This is a genomic window from Micromonospora sp. NPDC005252, assembly GCF_042872475.1.
Taxonomy (GTDB): domain Bacteria; phylum Actinomycetota; class Actinomycetes; order Mycobacteriales; family Micromonosporaceae; genus Micromonospora.
Genome location: NZ_JBIAKN010000006.1, coordinates 117474 through 137014, shown reverse-complemented (window position 1 = coordinate 137014; position 19541 = coordinate 117474). Strand labels below are relative to the sequence as shown.

The 19541-nt window shown below is 69.1% G+C and carries 20 protein-coding genes and 1 pseudogene; 7 read left to right on the top strand and 14 right to left on the bottom strand.

Annotated elements, in window-relative coordinates:
- Positions 1 to 5 precede the first annotated feature (5 nt).
- The 6 genes from ACFYPH_RS19195 to ACFYPH_RS19170 form a co-directional block, all read right to left on the bottom strand.
- Positions 6 to 734 carry an anti-sigma factor domain-containing protein gene (locus tag ACFYPH_RS19195; protein ID WP_387183361.1) on the bottom strand — a complete coding sequence of 243 codons (729 nt, stop codon included), beginning with the start codon at positions 732 to 734 and terminating at the stop codon, positions 6 to 8.
- Positions 731 to 1348, bottom strand: a complete 618-nt coding sequence (gene sigK, locus ACFYPH_RS19190; RefSeq protein WP_387183778.1) for an ECF RNA polymerase sigma factor SigK — start codon at positions 1346 to 1348, stop codon at positions 731 to 733. Before sigK ends, ACFYPH_RS19195 begins: the two co-directional genes overlap by 4 nt.
- A 59-nt stretch (positions 1349 to 1407) precedes the next feature.
- A complete protein-coding gene (locus ACFYPH_RS19185; protein ID WP_355066590.1) occupies positions 1408 to 2031 on the bottom strand; it encodes a class F sortase in 624 nt (207 codons plus the stop codon).
- Between the two features lie 79 nt (positions 2032 to 2110).
- Positions 2111 to 2899, bottom strand: coding sequence for a hypothetical protein (locus ACFYPH_RS19180; RefSeq protein ID WP_354857757.1), 789 nt, complete (start codon positions 2897 to 2899; stop codon positions 2111 to 2113).
- A gap of 116 nt (positions 2900 to 3015) precedes the next feature.
- Positions 3016 to 4539 carry a molybdopterin-dependent oxidoreductase gene (locus ACFYPH_RS19175; protein WP_387183356.1) on the bottom strand — a complete coding sequence of 508 codons (1524 nt, stop codon included), beginning with the start codon at positions 4537 to 4539 and terminating at the stop codon, positions 3016 to 3018.
- A gap of 59 nt (positions 4540 to 4598) precedes the next feature.
- The gene (locus tag ACFYPH_RS19170; RefSeq protein WP_355066592.1) at positions 4599 to 5228 is read right to left on the bottom strand and encodes a fasciclin domain-containing protein; all 630 of its coding nucleotides are present in this window, start codon (positions 5226 to 5228) and stop codon (positions 4599 to 4601) included.
- A gap of 160 nt (positions 5229 to 5388) precedes the next feature.
- Here ACFYPH_RS19170 and ACFYPH_RS19165 point away from each other — a divergent pair, with 160 nt between their 5' ends.
- The 6 genes and pseudogenes from ACFYPH_RS19165 (at position 5389) to ACFYPH_RS19140 (ending at position 9163) form a co-directional block, all read left to right on the top strand.
- Positions 5389 to 6219 carry a helix-turn-helix domain-containing protein gene (locus ACFYPH_RS19165; RefSeq protein ID WP_355066593.1) on the top strand — a complete coding sequence of 277 codons (831 nt, stop codon included), beginning with the start codon at positions 5389 to 5391 and terminating at the stop codon, positions 6217 to 6219.
- Positions 6220 to 6285: 66 nt separating this feature from the next.
- A pseudogene (locus ACFYPH_RS19160) lies at positions 6286 to 6866 on the top strand (dihydrofolate reductase family protein).
- A gap of 82 nt (positions 6867 to 6948) precedes the next feature.
- Positions 6949 to 7287 carry a metalloregulator ArsR/SmtB family transcription factor gene (locus tag ACFYPH_RS19155; protein ID WP_355066595.1) on the top strand — a complete coding sequence of 113 codons (339 nt, stop codon included), beginning with the start codon at positions 6949 to 6951 and terminating at the stop codon, positions 7285 to 7287.
- Positions 7284 to 7760, top strand: coding sequence for an SRPBCC domain-containing protein (locus tag ACFYPH_RS19150; protein WP_355066596.1), 477 nt, complete (start codon positions 7284 to 7286; stop codon positions 7758 to 7760). The genes ACFYPH_RS19155 and ACFYPH_RS19150 overlap by 4 nt, the downstream gene beginning before the upstream one ends.
- Positions 7757 to 8383: a dihydrofolate reductase family protein gene (locus ACFYPH_RS19145; protein ID WP_387183351.1), complete on the top strand. Its 627-nt coding sequence runs from the start codon at positions 7757 to 7759 to the stop codon at positions 8381 to 8383. Before ACFYPH_RS19150 ends, ACFYPH_RS19145 begins: the two co-directional genes overlap by 4 nt.
- Before the next feature lie 186 nt (positions 8384 to 8569).
- A complete protein-coding gene (locus tag ACFYPH_RS19140) occupies positions 8570 to 9163 on the top strand; it encodes a hypothetical protein (protein ID WP_387183348.1) in 594 nt (197 codons plus the stop codon).
- Positions 9164 to 9169: 6 nt separating this feature from the next.
- Here the strand turns inward: ACFYPH_RS19140 and ACFYPH_RS19135 are convergent, their stop codons facing one another.
- The 8 genes from ACFYPH_RS19135 to ACFYPH_RS19100 form a co-directional block, all read right to left on the bottom strand.
- Positions 9170 to 9829: a VTT domain-containing protein gene (locus tag ACFYPH_RS19135; protein WP_354857770.1), complete on the bottom strand. Its 660-nt coding sequence runs from the start codon at positions 9827 to 9829 to the stop codon at positions 9170 to 9172.
- 57 nt (positions 9830 to 9886) lie between these two features.
- Positions 9887 to 10441 (bottom strand): phosphatase PAP2 family protein, encoded by a 555-nt coding sequence (locus ACFYPH_RS19130; protein WP_354857773.1) that lies wholly within the window; start codon positions 10439 to 10441, stop codon positions 9887 to 9889.
- 119 nt (positions 10442 to 10560) lie between these two features.
- Complete coding sequence (locus tag ACFYPH_RS19125) at positions 10561 to 11976, bottom strand: sensor histidine kinase (protein ID WP_387183345.1); 1416 nt, start codon at positions 11974 to 11976, stop codon at positions 10561 to 10563.
- Positions 11977 to 12057: 81 nt separating this feature from the next.
- Positions 12058 to 12735: a response regulator transcription factor gene (locus ACFYPH_RS19120; protein WP_354857778.1), complete on the bottom strand. Its 678-nt coding sequence runs from the start codon at positions 12733 to 12735 to the stop codon at positions 12058 to 12060.
- A 198-nt stretch (positions 12736 to 12933) separates the two neighbouring features.
- Entirely contained in the window at positions 12934 to 13704 is a 771-nt protein-coding gene (locus ACFYPH_RS19115; RefSeq protein WP_354857780.1) for an ABC transporter permease, read from the bottom strand.
- 138 nt (positions 13705 to 13842) lie between these two features.
- Complete coding sequence (locus tag ACFYPH_RS19110) at positions 13843 to 15366, bottom strand: ricin-type beta-trefoil lectin domain protein (RefSeq protein WP_387183341.1); 1524 nt, start codon at positions 15364 to 15366, stop codon at positions 13843 to 13845.
- Between the two features lie 113 nt (positions 15367 to 15479).
- Positions 15480 to 17105: a beta-1,3-glucanase family protein gene (locus tag ACFYPH_RS19105; RefSeq protein ID WP_387183775.1), complete on the bottom strand. Its 1626-nt coding sequence runs from the start codon at positions 17103 to 17105 to the stop codon at positions 15480 to 15482.
- A 281-nt stretch (positions 17106 to 17386) separates the two neighbouring features.
- On the bottom strand, positions 17387 to 18130 hold the full coding sequence (locus ACFYPH_RS19100) for a GntR family transcriptional regulator (protein ID WP_355067968.1): 744 nt from the start codon (positions 18128 to 18130) through the stop codon (positions 17387 to 17389).
- Between the two features lie 299 nt (positions 18131 to 18429).
- On the opposite strand from ACFYPH_RS19100, the gene ACFYPH_RS19095 reads away from it, so the two are divergent.
- Positions 18430 to 19533 carry an ABC transporter substrate-binding protein gene (locus ACFYPH_RS19095; RefSeq protein WP_354863295.1) on the top strand — a complete coding sequence of 368 codons (1104 nt, stop codon included), beginning with the start codon at positions 18430 to 18432 and terminating at the stop codon, positions 19531 to 19533.
- Positions 19534 to 19541 lie beyond the last annotated feature (8 nt).

Genomic DNA, 19541 nt, shown 5'->3' with positions numbered 1-19541 from the left:
TCAGCTCAGCTCAGCTCGACCGTACCCACGATTCGCGTGGGGGCGACGGAGCCGCCCGCGGGCTCGTTGGAAACGCCGAAGGTTGCCGCCTCGGCGACCGGGCCGATGACCGTGGTCGACGCCCTGGCACCCTCGGCTAGTCGCCCCACCTTGCGGGGTTCGCTGCCGCGGATGAGCCAGAGCTCGTAGATCCGCCCGGGGCCGGGTTCCGGCAGGTCGCGCAGCAGCACCACCCCTCGGTCTCGGTCGCGGGAGACCACCACGGTCGCGGAGCCGCCGGGCTGCAGCGACCGCTCGAACACCCGGGCGTCCGGGGCGTCCAGGACGGCGGCGATCTGCCGAGCCTGGTCGCTGCTGGCCTGCTCGTCGCTGATCCGATCGTTGCTCACGGTCCAGGTGACCGCGCTCGCGCCGCCGGCCACGAGGACGGCCGCGGCGGCAGCCACGGTGATCCGTCGCCACCTGCTTACCTGCCGTCTGGCGCTGTCTCCTGCGGCAGCCGAGCGCAACTGCGGGGTGCGCGCCGCCTGGGTGAGGGTGCGCTCCCGTAACGCCGGGGGTGTGGCCTCGACGACGGTGTCGTCGGCGAGCCGTGCGACCGTCTCCCGTAATTCGGTCACCTCCAGGCGGCACGACTCGCAGTCCGCCAGGTGCCGCTCGAACGCCGCCCTCTCGAGGTCGTCGACCGCGTTCAGGGCGTACGCGCCGGCGAGGGTGTGGATGTCGGCGCTCATGCCCGTCCCTCCATTTCGATTCCCAGGCAGTCGCGCATCCGGATCAGTCCGTCGCGCATCCGCGTCTTCACCGTCGGCAGCGGTGTCTTCAGCTTTTCGGCGACCTCCCGGTAGGTGTGGCCGCCGTAGTAGGCCAGGGCCACCGCCTCCCGTTGGACCGGCGTCAGCCGACCCAGGCACCGGCGGACCTGTTCCCGCTCCAACCGGGCGGTGACGTCCTCGACAACCTCGTCATAGGGGACATGCGTCTCGGTCGCGGCGACCTGCAGGGTGCGGTTGGTGTGGGCCTGCTCGGAACGCACTCGATCCACCGCCCGGCGGTGCGCCATGGTCAGAATCCAGGCTGAGGCTGAGCCACGACCGGCCTCGAAGCGGCCAGCGGTGCGCCACACCTCGACCATCACCTCCTGCGTCACCTCCTCGGCCTGCGCCGGGTCGCGAACGACGCGGCGGGTCAGCCCGAGGACCCGGCCCGCCATCGTGTCGTACAGCGCCGCGAACGCCGCCTCGTCGCCCCGTGCCACCCGAGTCAGCAGCTCGTCGGCGCTCGGTGGCGTCGGGGTGTCCGGCGGCACCGAACGTAGCCGCCGCGCCTGTTCCGGGTCACCGCTCATTCTCGGCATGTCCTCTCCTGTGCTGGCGGCCGTTCCGTGTGCCGCCGCGTACTCGGGTGCTAGGCGACATGAGCGTGAGCGAGGCGCGCGTAGACGATGACATTGTCGCGATAGTGCTGAGTGGCGTCGTCGAACTCGCCGCCGCAGGTGATCAGGCGTAGCGCCGAATGGTCGGTAGCCCCGTACACCTCATCGGTGGGAAAGTCGTCCTTGGGATACTGCTCGACCTTGCTGACGGTGAACATCGCGGTGCTGCCGTCCTGACGGTTGACCGTTATCCCGGCGCCGACGGACAGCTTGCCCAGATCGAAGAACGTTCCACGACGGCCCTTCCAGTTGACGTGCCCGGCCAGCACGGCCGGACCGAGGGCCCCTGGCGTCGGTGCCTTGGTGAACCAGCCCACGTCGGTGGCGCTGTCCGGGACCTCCATCGCCCCGTCCGCCCGCAGGCCGAGGGCGACAATCGCGGCGGTGGCCTTCAGCGACGGGATCGACACCCGCGTTGGGGGCGAACTGGCCATCAGTGGTCCCGAGGTCAATTCACCCGGCTTGGTCGCCCGAGCGGGCGACGCCGTCGCGGCTGGGGCGGCAGCGGAGGCGTCGGGCCGAGGTGGCTCCCCAGCCCGGTCGGTCACCGCGAAGCCGATCGACACGGCCGCCGTCACGGTGAGGATGCCGGCCACCGCCAGGAGCGCGAAGCGCCCCCGGCGGCGTCCGGCCGGCACTGGTGCGTCGCCGGTGTCCATCACGAACGATTCCGGCTCAGCGCTCGCCGGCGAGCCGGCGTCGCGCGACGACCGCACCCGCGGCGCCGAGCAGCGCGAGGCCACCCACGGTGTACATCATCATCGGCGATCCACCGGAGGTGCTGCCGTCGCCGGTGGCGACACCCCCGGCGGGTACGGACCCGGCGGCGGCGCCGCTGACCATGCCGCACGTCGCGGGGTCGGTGGCCTCGGCGGGGATGCCGTTGACGCCGATGGACTTGGCGAACGTCGACTCCCCGAGAGCTTCCATGTCGTACTTACCGTTCTTGTTGGCGTCGATGCCGTGTTGCACGAGGTGCAGGTCCTTGAGGTGCTCGATGGTGCCCTTGGGCAGGTCGGCAGCGGGGATGGTGCGCTCGTAGCTGAGGTTGCCCTGCGCGTCGGCCTTCGGCATCCGGTCCACCGCCAAACCGCTGGCCTTGGTCGTGTCCCCGGTGGTGGTCAGCGAGATGAAGATGTCCCCGTACATCTTCAGGCCCTCCTCCGTGCTGACGAAGCCGTTGCCGTTGGTGTCGGCGGACTTGTCCGGGCAGTGGAAGTCCATACCGTTGGCCGCGCCGTGCACGTGCTGGGCGTGCGGCGAGTTCGGCGTCATGCCCTTCGACCGGATCATGACCTTCAGGTCGCCGCCACTCGTCGCGGTCAACGTCGCGGTACCGGTGGCACCGGTCTCGTTGAGGTCCTGCAGCTGGACCTGCACGCTCTCGTCGGCCTGCGCGACGCCCGGGAACGCGAGGACCAGCACGGCCGCTGGTAGGGCGAGCAGGGCTCGGGACAGTCTCACAACAGATCTCCGTCTCCGCCTGGGTACGGCGTTGATACTCACGTGCGGTCAGGAGGGATTCGTGGCGTGGTGGTCGCCGGATTGGTGCCGGACGGGGTTCTTTTCGGCCCGGGAGGTCAGGTGATGGTGACGGTGGTGCTGTGCCAGCCGGTCGCGCCGTCGGGGAAGGGCGCGGCCCGCTGGTCGGTCTGGGTCGCACCGGTGGCATCGGTGGCCCGTACCCGCAGCGTGTGGCTGCCAGGGGTGGCGTCCCAGCGGTAGGTCCACTGCCGCCACAGGTCCGGCGATGGGCCGTCGGCGAGGCGGGCCTGCCGCCACGGCCCGTCGTCGATCTGCACCTCGACGGCGGTGATCCCGCGCCGTTGCGCCCAGGCGACACCGGCGATCATGACGGGTCCGACGCGACGTTGGGCGAAGGGTTTCGGAGTGTCGATGCGAGATGCGGTCTTGACGGGTGCGTCGGCAGCCCACCCGCGTTGGACCCAGTAGGGGTCGAACGCGTCGAAGGTGGTCACCTTCATCGAGGTGAGCCATTTGCAGGCGCCGACGTAACCGTAGAGGCCGGGCACGAGCATGCGGACGGGGAAGCCGTGTTCCAGGGGCAGGGGTTCGCCGTTCATGGCCACGGCCAGGAGCGCGTCGCGCCCGTCGAGGATAGCCTCGATCGGGGTGCCGATGGTCATGCCCTCCACCGAGCGGCTGACGAGCTGGTTCTGCCCGGGGCGTACGCCCGCTTCGCGTAGCAGCGGTGCGAGGGGAACGCCGGTCCAGCGGGCTGTGCCGATGTAGGGACCACCGACCTCGTTCGAGACACAGTTGAGCGTGATGTCACGCTCCACGAGGCCACGGGCGAGAAGATCCTCGAATCTCCAGGTACGAGGGCGATCGACCGCTCCGTCGAGAGTCAACCGCCAGGTTTCAAGGTCGACCTGCGGGACGGTGAGAGCGGTGTCGACCCGGTAAAAGTCCCGGTTGGGGGTGACGAACGCCGAGGCCCCGTCCACGCCAACGGAGACACCGCCGGGTAGCGGCGGCGCCGGTCGCACTGGCGGCGGAATCCGAACGCCGGCGCGGGAACGGGCACCCACCGCGCTGCCGCGACCGACAGCCTGGCCGATCGCGGCCGCGACGCCGGCGGTCAGCGCTGCCCCCGTCGCCGTGGCCAGGAATTGACGGCGGTTGAGCAGCCGCGGCCGGCTCGACGCGGTGACCCTGACCGTCCGAGCGGCGCGCACCAACACCAGCATCGCCGCCATCCCGATGCCGACGCCCGCCAGGACCGGCAGGACGTCCGACGACGTCGCCCCCGGGCGGGACAGGATGGCGGCGACACCGACAGCAGCGAACACGGCGAGGCCAGCCAGACCGTAGCGGCGTCGTCGTAGCGCCGCCGCGCCGAGCAGAACCGCGGTCGGGGCGAGCAGGGCGTAGACGCCGACAAGGAGAGCGATCTTGTCGTTGGCGCCGAAGGTGCGGATGGCGAATGCCTTGACGCTCTGCGGTGCCAGGTCGATAGCGACGCCACCGACTGCCAGCACCGGGTCGGCGGCCGGATCGACCAGCGCCGCGAGGAGATGAGCCACGGCGAGGGCCACCCCGGCGGTCAACACGCCGACGACGAGGCCGCGAACGGCGGTCATGCTGAGGGACGGCCCCGGCCGGCGGTTCGCCGGCCGGGGCTCGATGTCGGTCGACGCCATCAGCTCTTGGGCATCAGAACGGTGTCAACGATGTACACGGTGGCGTTGGCCGTCGAGACATTCCCGCAGACCACCATCGAGGTGCCATTGACGGTGAACGACGAGCCGCTGCCGGTCACCACGAGCTCGCCGCCCTGCAACGTCTTGTGGGTGCCAGCCAGAGTGTCCGGCGACAACTGGGTCGGCACCACGTGGTAGGTCAGGACCTTCTTCAGCATGGCGTCGTCGGCCAGGACCTTGTCCAGATCCGCCTTCGGGATCTTGGCGAACGCGTCATTGGTCGGCGCGAACACCGTGACGCCCTGCGCGCCGTTGAGCGAGTCCACCAGGTTGGCCTTCTTGACCGCCGTCACCAGCGTCGAGAGCAGCGGATTGCCGGATGCGGCGGTGGCCACCGGCACCTTCGCCATCGCCTCGAAACTACCCGGGTTGGACGGATCGGCCGGCACGGCCGAGCACCCCGAGCCGAACTGACCCGACATCATCATCGAAGGCGAGGCCGAAGCCATCGGCGCGCTGGCCGACATGCTCGGCGCGCCGCTGGCGCTGTCCTCGCTGTCGGTACCGCCGCAGGCGGACAGGGCCAGCACCGCGATTACGCCAACCGTGGCAAACAGGCGCCGCTTCATACGAACTCCTCAGATGCTTGTACGTCATTGCTGCTGTCATGAGGCATTCGAGGCCGCCCTAGAGACGGATGGGCGCAAGGTGGAGAAATTTGACGCGCTCGACGGCCATGCCGGCGCGTGATGCCGGCGGGGCGTCGGCGATGCTGTGAGCGTGGAGTACGTGTCCAGAGTGCCGCGACCGCCGCTGGACGGGCTGATCGACGACCTTTACTACCTGGAGGGTACGCCGCCGTACGCCCGGCTGACGCTGCCGCCGATGCCGGCGGCGTTGCTCATCGTCAATCTCGGACCGCCGTTCCGCATCCGCGCCGGCACAGACATCGAGACGGCCGAGTACGCCGACGGCTGCGTGGTCACCACGCCCACCCGCGCGTTCGAGTTCGGCTATCCGCTCCGGACCCGGTCCGTCGGCGTGCACGTCAAGCCGTGGGGGCTGGCGCCGTTCCTGCCGATGCCCGCGGCCGAGCTGTGTGACCGGCCGGTGACGCTGGAGCAGGTCTGGGGCCGGCCCGCCGTCGCCGAGCTGCGAGACCGGCTGGCCACGGCGGACGGACCCCACGAGATGCTGACGCTGCTCGAGGAGGAGCTGATGCGACGGCTGTGCGAGACCGCCGGCCTGGGGCTGGTCCGCCACACGAGCAGCGTCATCGCGGCGACCAGCGGGGCGGTGGCGATCGGCGACCTGAGTGTCGCAGCCGGTGTCAGCAGCACCCATCTGGCGCAGCGGTTCAAGGAGCTCATCGGCGTCACGCCGAAGCGGCTGGCCCGCACCCACCGCTTCACCGCCACCGTGTTCGCGATCAACCCCGCCGGACCGATCGACTGGGGCGAGCTCGCCGGTGCTGCCGGCTACTTCGACCAGGCCCACTTCGGCCACGAGTTCCGGGCGTTCACCGGGCTCACTCCGACCCGGTACCTCGAAGTCCGGCGGCGGTTCCTGCGCGAACATCCCGGCCACGCGATGGACGGCTGGCCACTGCCGGCCGATTGATTTCCTACAAGAGCGACAGCTCACGGCGCGCTAACTTGAGGGCACCCCGAAGTAGAGGAGAGCCCCGTGGGCACAGTGGTCATGTACAGCTCGGTGTCCGTGGATGGCTTCATCGCGGACGAGAATGACCAGCCCGGGCCGCTGTTCGACTGGTTGACCAGCGGTGACGTCCCCTTGGACGAGAGCGGCGTATTGAAGGTGTCGCAGGCGTCCCACGACTACACCCGGCCGTACTGGGACCAGATCGGGGTGACAATCGCCGGCCGCCACGTCTTCGACATGACGGACGGCTGGGACGGGAAGCCTCCGAGCGGGATCGACCACGTCGTCGTCGTGACGCACCGGCCGCCGCCCGAGGGCTGGGACCCCGAGGCGCCGTTCCACTTCGTCGACGGCGTCGAGGCAGCCATGGCCAAGGCACAGGAGCTTGCGGGTGACCGCATGGTCGAGTCGCCGCCGGCGACGTCGGTGGCCAGGTGCTTGCCGCGGGCCTGATCGACGAGGTGCGCATGGACGTCGTGCCCGTCGTGTTCGGGTCCGGCAAGCGCTACTTCGGGTCGGTCCACGCGCAGCACCTGTTGGAGGATCCTGACGTGGTGATTCACGGCAACCGGGTGCTTCACCTGCGCTATCGGGTGCGCCGCTGACCGATCTGACCGTGTGGCACTCCGGGGGCGCTTCAACACTTTGCTCTTGCGCTAAGTATCGCTGCGGGCGATACGTAGCCGCATGGCACAGTATTCGGCGCAGCTCGACGGCGTGTTCGTCGCCCTTGCCGACCCGACCCGGCGCGGGGTCATCCGGCGCCTCGGCCACGGCCCGACGAGCGTCGGCGATCTCGCCCGCGAGTTTCCGATGACCCTTCCCTCGTTCATGAAGCACGTACGGACGCTCGAATCCAACGGGCTGATCCGCACGACCAAGTCCGGCCGGGTACGCACCTGCGCGCTCAACCGCGAGTGCCTCGCGCTCGTCGACGACTGGCTCGGGGAGCAGCGCCGAATCTGGGAAGCGCGCACCGATCGCCTCGAACGCCTCGTCACCGACCCCGAGGAGAACCAACAGTGAATCCGGATCTGGACCTGACCGTGGAGCGTGTCATCCGCGCCTCCCGCGCCGCGGTTTGGAGCGCGTGGACGGACCCGTCCCGCTTCGAGAAGTGGTGGCTCCCGGCTCCGACCCTGTGCCGCGTCGACCGCCTGGACGTCCGGCCCGGTGGCGCGCTCGTGACCCGCCTCAGCGATGACGGGGTGAAATTCGTCCCGCACCTTGACGCGACCTTCCTCGTCGTCGAGGAACTGGAGCGGATTGTGTTCACGAACGCGATTGACAGCGCCTGGCGGCCCACGAACCCGACCCCGGTCCCCATGACCGCCGAGATCACCCTGAGCGATCATCCGGACGGCACGGACTACCGGGTCATCGTCCGTCATGGTGATCCCGCCGCTCGCGCCCGTCACGAGGAACTCGGCTTCTTCGACGGCTGGGGCTCGGTCACCAAGCAACTGGCCGGGGTCGTCGAAGGCGACGATGCACGATGAAGATCACCCTTACCGAGTTCGTAACCCTCGATGGGGTCAGTCAGGGTCCCGGCTCGCCCACCGAAGATACAAGCGAGGGCTTCACCCAGGGCGGCTGGCTCGTGCCCTACCTGGACAAGCTCTTCGTCCAGCGCACCTCTGACTGGCTAGCTCTCGCTGACGGTCTGCTACTGGGGCGGCGGACCTACGAGGCCTTCGCCCGCGACTGGCCGCAGATCACCGACCCGAACGACCCGTTCACCGAACGGATGAACTCACTACCGAAGTACGTCGTGACCAACACCCGCACGGAAAGTAGCTGGCACCCGACCACGCTGCTCCACGGCGACCCGATCCACACCGTCGGGAAACTCAAGGCGCAACCCGGACGAGAACTTCAGATCCACGGGAGCGCACGACTCGGCAAGGCCCTGTTGTCGGCCGGCCTCGTCGACACACTCCGACTCGTCGTCGCCCCCACCGTGACCGGTTCCGGGCGGCGGCTGCTTGACCACCCGAGCGCACCCGTCGGCCTGCGACTCGTTCACCACGAGGTAACGGCGAACGGCCTACTGCTGCTCGAGTACGAGCATGTCGGCGCCGCCACGGTGGCGGAATACGAGGGCGTCACGGCCCTCATCTGATCACCGCGCTCGGGATGTGTGGCCGGCCGCTGCCTGATCCCCTCGGCGGTCCTGCCTGGACGGCCCGGATCGGTAGGGCGACCTCGATGCAGCGGCCGATCAGCGGGTTCAGGTGGTTCCCCCCGGCGGGGGTAACCGGGCCCCAATGAGTCGTACGCCACGCTCGGGCTGCGTTAGCCTCGCCCGGTGCGATACCTGAGCGAATCGTTCGCGGTCGGCGCATTGCGCCGGTCGGCCTCGATCGAACAGTTCCTTGGCCCGACCTTTCACGGCGAGCGTCGGGGCGTCCGCTGGGTCGCCATCGAACCTCGGCGCAACGGCCGGTACGCGGTGATGGCCTACCTCAGCTGGGACATCGGCGGTGAGCACTTCCGTGATCTGCTGGAGTTCCCGCCGCTGGATCCCCAAGCCGACGACGCCGGTGAACTACTCGCCGAGGTTGACGATCCCGTCGAAGCCCTCGCCACCGCCGAACGCGTCACGAACGCCGTACGCGAGCGTTGGACGAACGTCGGCGTCGCCGCCGAGGACTACTTCGATTACGTACGATCCGGTCGGCTGCCCGACCCGCTCACCAAGGACGCCGCGACCCACGTAGTACGCACCCTACTGATCACCGGTGGCGGAAATGAACGAACCGCCTCCTGGTGCCTGGACGGCCTTACGCGCCGGACGGGATGTCTGCACATCAGCGACATGATCTTCTGGCCCGCCGGCCGCTCCCGGACAGCCGAGGACATCGTCGACCACGCTTGGTCCTGCACGCCGATCAGCCTGTAACAACCCCTACGACGAGCGGGCGGAGGTCCGGGCGGTGCTCCAGCGGGATCGGAGGAGCTGGATTCCGATCGGTAGGACGGAGACCACGACGATGCCGATCAGGATGATCTCGATGTTGGCCTTGACGAACGCGACCTGGCCGAGGAAGTAGCCCAGGACGGTTACGCCGACGCCCCAGAGGGCCCCGCCGATGATGTTGTAGGCCAGGAACGTCCGGTAGCGCATGTGGCTGACTCCGGCGATAATTGGGGTGAACGTCCGCACAATCGGCACGAACCGGGCCAGCACCACGGACCGGGCTCCATGGCGGTCGAAGAAGTCGTTGGCCCGGTGCACGTTCTCCTGCTTGAACAGGCGGGAGTTGGGTCGGCGGAACAGGCTCGGGCCGACTCGCCTGCCGAACAGGTACCCCACCTGATCCCCGGCGATCGCGGCCACGGCCACCAGCAGGCAGAGCAGCCAGAGCGGTTGGTGCAGGTAGTGGCCGTCGGCGACGAGAAGCCCGGCGGTGAACAGCAGCGAGTCACCCGGCAGGAAGAACCCGATCAGCAGCCCTGACTCGGCGAACACGATCGCGAGGATGCCGATCAGCCCGAAGGTGGAGATCAACCACTCCGGGTCGAGGAAGCTGGGCCCCGCAGCCGCCGAAGCGAGGGACGTTGACACGATAGAACCTCCGAGGGGTGTAGTGCGTAATCGGGCGGTGCGGGCGGGCAAGAGTGATCAGTGATTGCTGGTCGCAGCCCGTGGACGGTGTTGGTGGGCGCGCCAACCGAGGACGCGTGCGGCAAGCGCGATGATCAGAACCGCTCCCCCGCCGATGACCGCGCCGGCGAGGATGTCGGCTGGGTAGTGCACGCCCGCCCAGACTCGGGCGAAGCCGATGACAGCGGCCAGCACCGAGAGCAGTAACCCCCAGCGCCAGGACAGGAACACCCCGACGGCGAAGGCCACCGCGAAAGCCGCCGTGGCGTGGTCGCTGGGCAGCGACCCTCCTGGGTCGTGTGGGATCAGCTGATGCACGGGATGCGTCTGAAACGGGCGGGCCTCGTTGCTGGCACGTGCGACCACCTGACCGGCGGCGAACGCCAAGGCCAGCGACGCCCCGACGCGGACGAGTAGCGGCCAACCACGCGATCTCAGGCCGAGCAGCAGCGCGAACGCCGCCACGGCGCCGAGGGGGTAGATCAGCCAGACAGCGCACCACTCCAGCACGTCGTCGAGCGGATCACGATGTCCGGCAGCTGCGTTGATGAGGTGAAACAGGTGATAGTTCATCGGGCGTCCGATCCCGTCGCCGACCCGGCTCCCGTCGACCGGCTGGGCCCAGCCAATCTGTTCGCGACTGAGAGGACCCTGAAAGGCGAGGACACCGGCAGTCGCACACGCCCTGGGGGTCAGTCGCCCGGTTCGCTGTCGCCGGTCAGCGGCAGACGGATCTGGATCGTCATTCCGGGGCCAGGCAGCACCCGCACGGTCCCGCCGTGCGCCGCAACGATCTCCCGGGTGATCGGCAGGCCCAGACCACTTCCGCCGTCGGCGCGGGCCCTGCTCTCGTCGAGCCGGACGAACCGTTCGAAGATTCGTTCCCGCTGGGCGACCGGCACGCCCGGCCCATCGTCGGTGACCTCCAGGCATCCCCACCCGTCCTCGGCCCCGACCCGTAGGAGCACCTTGTGGCGTGCGTGGTGAGCGGCGTTGTCAGCGAGGTTGCGCAGCGCCCGCCCGAGGTCGTGGGCGTCGCCGGTCACCCGCACCGCGGTGAGCTGGGTTCGGACGGTCAGGTCCGGTCGGCGGGCGGAGAGGTGCTCCCGCTCGGTGTAGGCCAGGTCGTCGAGGTCGACGTCCTCACGGCGCAGGGTGAGCCCGTGTTCGTCGATACGGGCGAGGAGCAGCAGGTCGGCGACCAGCCTGCCCAGTCGCTGCGACTCTCGGCGCATCAGTCGGACCAGGTCGTCGTTCGCGCCAGGCAGGGGCGTCATCGTAAGGCGGTCGAGGCCGGCCTGCAGGGTTGCCAGCGGGCTGCGCAGTTCGTGGCTGGCGTCGGCGATGAACCGCCGTTGACTGGTCGCCGCCGTCTGCAGTCGGTCGAGCATGCTGTTCATCGTCTGCGCGAGTGCCGCCACCTCGTCGTGCGCTTGGGGCACCGGCACCCGGGCGTGCAGATCTCGGGCGGTGATGCCCGCTACCCGACGGCGAATCGCCTCCACCGGACGCAGCGACCGGCCAACGAACAGGAACACGGCCGCGCCGATCAGCAGCAGCATCGCCGGCAACCCGATGACCAGGATCGCGGCGATCACCTCGGTGCTCTCGTGGACCGGTCGCAACGACTGGGCCACCAGCACCGTCCGGGTGCCCGAGCTGGTGCCGACACCAATCGCGACCACCCGATAGGCGTCATCGTCCGCGAAGGGCAGCGTCCGCTGTTCCCGCAGCGTCTCGCCGGCAGCGGGACGCAGCCGGGACAGTGGCACGGCACCGTCGAGCGTCGGCGACGCCGCCTGCACCACACCCGACGGCGCCAGCACCTGCACCAGACTCTGCTCCCCCGGACGGGGCTTCAGCGTCTGGGCGATGGCACCGGAGTCACCGCCAGCTACCGCCGTGGCCACCTCGGCGGCGCGCTGCCGGGCGGCCGCGTCCACGTTGCGGACCAGGTTGGCCCGGGCCAGGTAGACGAAGACGGCCGCGCCAATCCCGAAGACCACCGCCACCACCATGGTGGCGGCCAGCGCCGAACTCAGCCGCACGCCCAGGCGGCGGCCTGCCCACCGGGCCGGGGCCCGCAACGAGGTGAGCATCGTGGCCATATCCGCAGCCTAGGGTCCTCGGAGCTGAGAAGGCGCTGAGAGACCCCCAGGGGTGGTGCGACTGCGCCACCTGGGGCACTGTCATCCGCCGTCGGCGGCCAGCCGGTAGCCCATGCCCCGTTCCGTCTGGATGGCCCGCCTGCCAAACGGATGGTCGATCTTGCGGCGCAGGTAGCCGACATACACCTCGACGATGTTGGGGTCGCCGTCGAAGTGGGCGTCCCAGACGTTGTCGATGATCTGCCGCTTGGACACCACGTCGCCACGATGACGCATGAGGAACTCCAGCAGCGCGAACTCCCGGGCGGTCACCCGGATCGGTTGCCCAGCGCGGGTGACCTGCCGCCGGGCCGGGTCCACTGCCAGGTCACCGGCGGTCAGGATCACCGGTCGGGCCGGGGCGCCCCGGCGGATCAGTGCCCGCAGGCGGGCCACCAGCACCACGAACGAGAACGGCTTGATCAAATAGTCGTCGGCGCCGAGGTCGAACGCGTCGGCCTGGTCGTACTCGCCGTCCTTGGCGGTCAACATCAGCACCGGCGTCCACACGTCCCGCGAGCGCAACTGGCGGCACACCTCGTAGCCGTTGAGGCCGGGCAGCATGATGTCGAGCACCACCGCGTCGTACGGGTTCTCGGTGGCTGCCCACAGCCCGTCAATCCCGTTGTGCTGCACATCGACGGTGAATCCCTCGTCGGTCAGGCCGGCGCGGATCACCTCCGCCAGGGCGGTCTCGTCCTCGACGACCAGCACGCGCACGCCGCTCGTTCCTTCCCGCCCGTAGTCCCGGCGGACCCGGCCGGGTCCGCGTCACCTCCGATCATCGCGCGCGAAGGGGCGGAGGCGGCCGAGTCAGGATATAGGCGACCCAAAAGGCCAAGATCGGGCTCAACCAGGACCGTGAGGAGGCCGCCGCGACCACGGGCCCAGTACACCCACGGCACATATGCCCACACGTCAGCGACGGCTCGGCCGGGGTTTCGGCGTGGCGGGTTGGAGACGGCTGCGGGCCACCAGTTCGACGGTGAGGACGACGGCGACGGCCTCTACGGCGAGGAGCCCGACGAGGACGACCAACTGCGTCACTCCGGCGGCGAGCGGGCTCGCTCCGCCGAGCAGCACACCGACGAAGGCGCCGGGCAGGGTCACCAGGCCAACCGTCCGGGTCTGGTCAAGCGCCGGGACCAACGCCTGTCCCGCCGCCGGACGGCACACCAGCAGCACCGCGTCGCGGGGCAGCAAGCCCAGGGCCAGGCCGGCCTCCACCTCACCGCGCCTGCTGGTCAGCTCGTCGAGCGCGCGCCGCCCGGCCAGCGACGTCGCGGTCATCGCCCCGCCGATCAGGATCCCCGCGACCGGGATGATCGCGATGCCGCGCATCGGCACCAGGCCCGCCAACAGCAGCCCCGCCACCACAGCCATGCTTCCCACCACGATCGGCGCGCCGGCCCACCACCCCCGACCGCCGCCCGTGACACGCCGACCGGACGTGCCCGCCGCCACCGCGCACATCAGGACAACAAACGCAGCTGTGGCCCACAGCGACACCGCGATGCCCACGATCAGCAGCGACACGGCACCCAGTTGGATCGCGGCACGGACGGCGGCGACCATCACCTGCCGACCGTGACCCAGCTTTCCGAAGGTCACGACGACCGCCGCTACAAGGGTCAGGACAACCAGCGCGACACCGAGCTTCGGGCCAACCACGAGCATGGTCGAGGACATGCCGACAGTCTCCCGCCACGCCCGGCCCTCGCGGTCGCGGCCGACATGCCGCGCTGTCGATATTCGCCGAGCGTAGGACGCTGGAGACGGGCGCCCGGGTACGTGCTCCTCCGGGCACCCGCCCCCGGCGGGGGTTGGTCAGCCGCGTCGCCACTTCTGGTTGGCGCCGCCGTTGCAGGTCCACAACTGCAGGACCGCGTCGTTGTTCGGGTCCCAGTCCTTGATGTCGACGCACTTGTTGGCCTGCGGATTGACCAGATCACCGGCGCCGCTGAGCACGAACTGCTGCGCGGGATTGCCCGAACAGGTGGCGATCTGGATGGCAGCGCCGTCAGCAGTGGAACCCCAGGCCACGTCCATGCACTTGTTGTTCTGGGTACGCAACGTGCCGCCGACCCACTCCCAGCGCTGGTTCGTGCCGTCGGTGCAGTTCCAGACAATCAGGCGTTGACCATCGTTGAAGTTCCAGTTCGGTACGTCGATGCACTTGTTGTGCCAGTTACTGACGATCCGGCTGGAGTCGCCAGCGGTGGTGGTCAGAGACAGCCCGTAGCGCTGAAGGATCGGTGTGATTGGCTGGTAGAAGAAGTTGCCTCCGGCGTCGCAGTTGCCGGTGGTGCCGGAGGTGACGCCTTGCGCCTGGTTGCCTGAGATGACCGCGCCTCCGGAGTCGCCGGGCTGCGCGCAGGCGCTGCTGCGCACCAGGCCCACGACCGCACCCTGGGCGTAGTTGACGGTGACGTTCTTGGCGGTGATGGTGCCGCACCGCCAGCCGGTGGTGCGTCCCGAGCGGCAGACCGAGCTGCCTTGGACGGCCTCACCAGAGCCGGCGACCAACACGTTGCCGCCGGCGTAGTTGTTCACCCACGGCTGGGAGGCCCAGGAGCCGTTGGTACGAACCCAGCCGTAGTCGTTGCCGGGGAACACCGACTCGGCGACGGTGCCCTGATCGACGTTGTTGAAGCCGCGGGTGGGCGCTCCCGCCCCACCGCAGTGACCGGCGGTGACGAAGCCGCCGGCGACCGCAAAGCCGACCGAGCACAGCGTTCCGGCACCGATGGCGTACTGGTCGCCGCCCCGGATGTCGAAGACCGGCCGTGGCGTTTCGGTGGTGACCCGGACGGTCACCTCGTCCGGGTCGGCAGTACTGCCCCGGACGAACGCGAGACCGGCGGATCGGGACGTGGCTGCGACGACAACCGTGTTGGTGACCGGGTCGACGTACCAGGTGCGCACCGCGTCCGCGGCGCCGGCCGCCACCGAGTCCAACGCCGACTTGGTGGCATTCAGCTGTCGCTCGGAGCGGGTCACGACCCTCGGTGTCGCGCCGGCGGCCCGTACCGCGGCGGCATCCGCGGCCCGGGTGACGCCCACGAGCAGTTCGGTGCCGTCGACCCAGGCGCCGGCATACCGCTGGCCCAGCGCGCTACGGAGACGTTCGGCGGTCGGTGTTGCGGCGGCCTCCATCCGGAGCCGGACCTGGACCTGGGCGTCGGACAGATGGAGGTCTCGGCGCATCGCCTCGGTCATGGACACTGCGGAGTCGTGCGGCGGGGAGATCGGGTCGGACGGCGGCGCGGCGGCGGCGCCCTGGGACGGTACGGCGAGTGTCGCGCCGGCGATGACGGCGACGGCGGCGGAGCGCCATGTGGTCTGGTTCACGGGGGTGTCCTCTATTGCATGGTGGGGTTCAGCGTGGGTGCTCGAGCCGTCCGGGCATCCGTTCGGGGGGACGGATGCCGGCAGCGGCGGGTGGGACGTGGTTCGGGGGTTGGTCAGCCGCGTCGCCACTTCTGGTTGGCGCCGCCGTTGCAGGTCCACAACTGCAGGACCGCGTCGTTGTTCGGGTCCCAGTCCTTGATGTCGACGCACTTGTTGGCCTGCGGATTGACCAGGTCACCGGCGCCGCTGAGCACGAACTGCTGCGCGGGATTGCCCGAACAGGTGGCGATCTGGATGGCAGCGCCGTCGGCAGTGGAACCCCAGGCCACGTCCATGCACTTGTTGTTCTGGGTACGCAACGTGCCGCCGACAAACTCCCAGCGCTGGTTCGTGCCGTCGGTGCAATTCCAGACAATCAGGCGTTGACCATCGCTGAAGTTCCAGTTCGGTACGTCGATGCACTTGTTGTGCCAGTTGCTGACGATCCGGCTGGAGTCGGTGGCCGGGGGCGGCGTGGTGGGCGGCGGGTTGCCGCCGGTGAACGGCGAGAGGATGATCGCCGCCGAGCGGGGGTCACCGTGGTGCACCAGCGACTCGAAGCCACCGACGTCGTCGTAGGCGAAGCCGTACGCCTTGCCGTCGGCCATGTTGGCGTGGACGATCCGCGAGTAGTGGTTGGGCGAACTGTTGCGGTAGAACTGGTTCGCATCCAGCACCGGCTCCTGCGACGAGGTGCCCAGGGTGCCTCGGTTCAGCGCCGTGCACAGCGTCCGCTTAATCTCCGGCTCGATGAACGGTGGCGTGTTCGGGGCATTGAACACCCCGTCACAGCCCCAGACGTTGGCCGTGCTGGGCTTGGCCACCGTGGCGACCTGAGCGCCGGCAGAGTCGGTGAAGACCATGGTGTTGCCGTTGGTCCGGCCGAAGAACCGCCGGTTCGGCTCGTTGACCCGGGGCACGACGGTGAGGGTTCGGCCCGTGTAGGCGTTCCACGCCGAGGTGATGTATCCGTCCAGGTAGTTCGGGCTCATCAGGCCGGCGTCCATTGCCTTGCCGGGTGCGAGGACCCGCAGGACGGTGCCGTCGGAGCGGGTGTACACGGAACGGGCGAAGTCGCCGTTGGCCCGGATCTGGTTGATCACGTTCTCCCGGCCGTTGGCGACCGGGTCGCCGGTGCGGATCGTCTGTCCGTCGGCACCGGTGACGCTCACGCCGTGCGGGACGGCGAACATGTCCACCTGGGAACTGTTCAGCCACAGACCCGAGTCGTTGTAGGTGAACTCGGACCAGTCGAACAGGATGTCCCGGTTCGGGTCACCGCCGGCCCACGGAGCGGGTTGGACAAGCCCGTCGGGGCTGAGACGGAGGTCCAACTTCCGGCCGAAGGAGAAATAGATCCGGCCCGAGATGAACCGCGGGACGCGTACGGTGACGCTGCCTCCATTGCCTGGGCCCGAGATCGCGACGTCCGGCGCGGGGGTCGGTGGCAGGCCACCAGCGGGCCAGGCCGAGAACTGTCCGGCGGCATTGACGTAGCCGAGCCGGCCGCCGGGGCGGATATCCTGCCCCAGGATGTAGAGGAACACGGCCTCGCCGCGGCCGGAGTTGTTCGTGACGGTGACGGGTAGGACATCAGGCCCCACCGCGTCGGCCGGCTGCGGCATGACGGTGACCATCGGAACAGCGGTGACAAGGACCGCCGCAGCGGCGCCGAGAGCCACCCTGAGGCGGCCTAGCATCGACAAGCTCTTGTTCAACCGGAACCTCCTGATCGGCCTGGCCCGTCCTGACGGCCAGGACGAGTCCGAGAGAGCGCTCTCACAGCCTGATAATCATCGATGGCAAAGTCAACAGCAATCGTTAACTTTGTTGCCTATGATTCGGAGGTCATTAGGTCCCAGATAACCCGGGAGCACGATGAGGCAGCGTCAACGGGCGGGCATCGTGGACGGCCCACCCTCTCGGTGTCGGCGCCCCGGGCCGGCTCGGCGGTCAGGCACTCTGGGTTGAACCCCAGGGTTCAGCGGATGCCCACGAAGAACCGGGTCTGGTCACTGCGGTGCAACGCGTAGTAGGCCTCGAAACGGGTGCCGTCGGGCAACCAGGCCACGGATTCGATGCCGAGCAGAGGCGTTGAGGTCGCCACCTCGAGCAGCGCGGCGTCGTCGGGCTCCGGGAAGACCGCTTCGATCCAACGGTCGGCTGCGGCGGCCTCCAGCCCGTAGCGGCGTCGCAGCACGTCGTACAGCGACTGGTTCTCGAGCACGGCGCGCTCCAGGCCGGGCACCAGGCGGGCCGGCAGAGCGGTATCGACGAGCAGCCACGGCTGTCCATCGACCCGTCGGAGTCTGCGCATCCGTACGACCTGCTCGCCGTGCGGGATCTGCAGCAGCTCGGCTTCGCGCTGGTCCGCCTCGCCGAGGCTCTGGCTGATCGTGTGGGTGGCCACCCTGCGGCCGGCCTCCCGCAGATCGTGCGCGGATCCGGACACCGAGCCGACGAAGTGCAGCTCCGTCTTACGTGGAGCGACGAAGGCGCCCCGCCCTTTGACCTTGTAGATCATCCGCTGCTGGACGAGCTCACGCAGCGCTTCCCGCACCACGGTCCGAGAGACGCCGAAGATGTCGCTCAACTCCGCCTCGGAGGGCAGCGGCTGGTCCGGGCCGACCTCACCCGACTCGATCTGACTGCGCAGCGCTCGCATCAGCTGCATCCACAGCGGTTCGACCCCGTCACGGGTCAACCGCCGGTAGGTCATCGTCATGGATCCCCTTCTCATCGATCGCGTACAGCATGCCATGCCGCTAATGCTGTCGTTACAGGTTGCACGGATTTCTGAGGCGGGATCGCGGATGGCGGTACCCACCGTCAGGGAATCCCCTGGTCGTTACGCCCCTGTTACCAGAAACACTGTGACGTGCAACACGTTCTTAACGCAGATCTAGCGCACCTATCACTACAGGTCTGTAATAACTGGACCTCGCCCCACCCCCGTGGTGGCCAGGCAACCTGCGCACACCGTGTCCCGCTCCGGCGGGGCCGCTCTTCCTGGAGGCCCCCACCATGCGCGTCCACCACACATCCCGGCGCTGGCGCGCCGCAGCGTCAGCCTCGCTCGCGGCCGCAATCGCGGTAACGGCGTCCGGTTGCGGCTCCGGCTCGAACGACGGCGGAGGGAGCGCAGGCGGCGACAAGCCGTTCATCGCGCTCAGCAACGGCTTCATCGGCAACGGCTGGCGGCAGACGATGATCGCCAAGTTCGAGGCCTCCGCCGCCAAGGCGCAGAGCGACGGGCTGATCGGCAAGTTCAAGGTCGTCAACGCCCCCGGCGAGAACTCGGCCACCGAGCAGGTCGCCCAGATCAAGAGCCTGCTGCTGCAGAAGCCGGACGCCCTGCTCATCGACCCGGCCTCGCCGACCGCGCTCAAACCGGTCATCCAGCAGGCCTGCGACGCCGGCATCAAGGTCGTGGTCTTCGACTCAGCGATCGACGCCCCCTGCGCCCACGTGCTGCTCAACAGCTTCAAGGACTGGGCGACGGCCGCAGCCGAGCCGCTGGTCAAGGGCATCGGCGGCAAGGGAACGGTCATCGTCAGCCGCGGCGTGGTCGGCTCCCAGCCCGAGGAGGAGATGTACAAGACCACGCAGGAGATCCTGGCCGCCAACCCGGATGTCAAGGTCGCCGCGACCGTCAACGGGATGTGCGACGGCGCCAAGGCGCAGAAGGCCGTGCTCGGCGTGCTGTCCAGCGTGCCGAAGGTGGACGGCGTCATCGGCTGCGGCGACGGCTACGGCGTCGCCCAGGCCTTCACCACGGCCGGCAAGCCGATCCCGGCGCTCACCTTCGAGACCAACGGCCGCGCGCTGAAGTACTGGCAGGACAGCAAGCTCGACAACGGCTCGGTCGCGGTCATGTCCGACCCGGGCCAGTCGGTGGCCGCCCTCTGGGAGGCGATCGACCTGCTCGACGGCAAGGACATCCCGAAGGAACTGACCTTCCCGATCGTGCTGGTGGAGCAGAAGGACGTGGCCGCCTGGGCCGGCGCGCTCAAGCCCGACGAGTACGCCGCCTGGCCGTGGACCCAGGACCTCTTCCGCAAGCAGGTCGAGGCCGTGAAGACCGGTGGCGCGCCGGTCCAGCCGCCGATCCCGACGGCCGCCGGCTGACCGGGACA

What these genes read in the sequence shown, in the direction of transcription:
- ACFYPH_RS19195 (WP_387183361.1), bottom strand. Translation starts at nt 734, where the DNA reads ATGAGCGCCGACATCCACACCCTCGCCGGCGCGTACGCCCTGAACGCG.
- sigK (WP_387183778.1), bottom strand. Translation starts at nt 1,348, where the DNA reads ATGAGCGGTGACCCGGAACAGGCGCGGCGGCTACGTTCGGTGCCGCCG.
- ACFYPH_RS19175 (WP_387183356.1), bottom strand. Translation starts at nt 4,539, where the DNA reads ATGACCGCCGTTCGCGGCCTCGTCGTCGGCGTGTTGACCGCCGGGGTG.
- ACFYPH_RS19170 (WP_355066592.1), bottom strand. Translation starts at nt 5,228, where the DNA reads ATGAAGCGGCGCCTGTTTGCCACGGTTGGCGTAATCGCGGTGCTGGCC.
- ACFYPH_RS19155 (WP_355066595.1), top strand. Translation starts at nt 6,949, where the DNA reads ATGGCACAGTATTCGGCGCAGCTCGACGGCGTGTTCGTCGCCCTTGCC.
- ACFYPH_RS19145 (WP_387183351.1), top strand. Translation starts at nt 7,757, where the DNA reads ATGAAGATCACCCTTACCGAGTTCGTAACCCTCGATGGGGTCAGTCAG.
- ACFYPH_RS19130 (WP_354857773.1), bottom strand. Translation starts at nt 10,441, where the DNA reads ATGAACTATCACCTGTTTCACCTCATCAACGCAGCTGCCGGACATCGT.
- ACFYPH_RS19125 (WP_387183345.1), bottom strand. Translation starts at nt 11,976, where the DNA reads ATGGCCACGATGCTCACCTCGTTGCGGGCCCCGGCCCGGTGGGCAGGC.
- ACFYPH_RS19115 (WP_354857780.1), bottom strand. Translation starts at nt 13,704, where the DNA reads ATGTCCTCGACCATGCTCGTGGTTGGCCCGAAGCTCGGTGTCGCGCTG.
- ACFYPH_RS19105 (WP_387183775.1), bottom strand. Translation starts at nt 17,105, where the DNA reads ATGCTAGGCCGCCTCAGGGTGGCTCTCGGCGCCGCTGCGGCGGTCCTT.
- ACFYPH_RS19100 (WP_355067968.1), bottom strand. Translation starts at nt 18,130, where the DNA reads ATGACGATGACCTACCGGCGGTTGACCCGTGACGGGGTCGAACCGCTG.
- ACFYPH_RS19095 (WP_354863295.1), top strand. Translation starts at nt 18,430, where the DNA reads ATGCGCGTCCACCACACATCCCGGCGCTGGCGCGCCGCAGCGTCAGCC.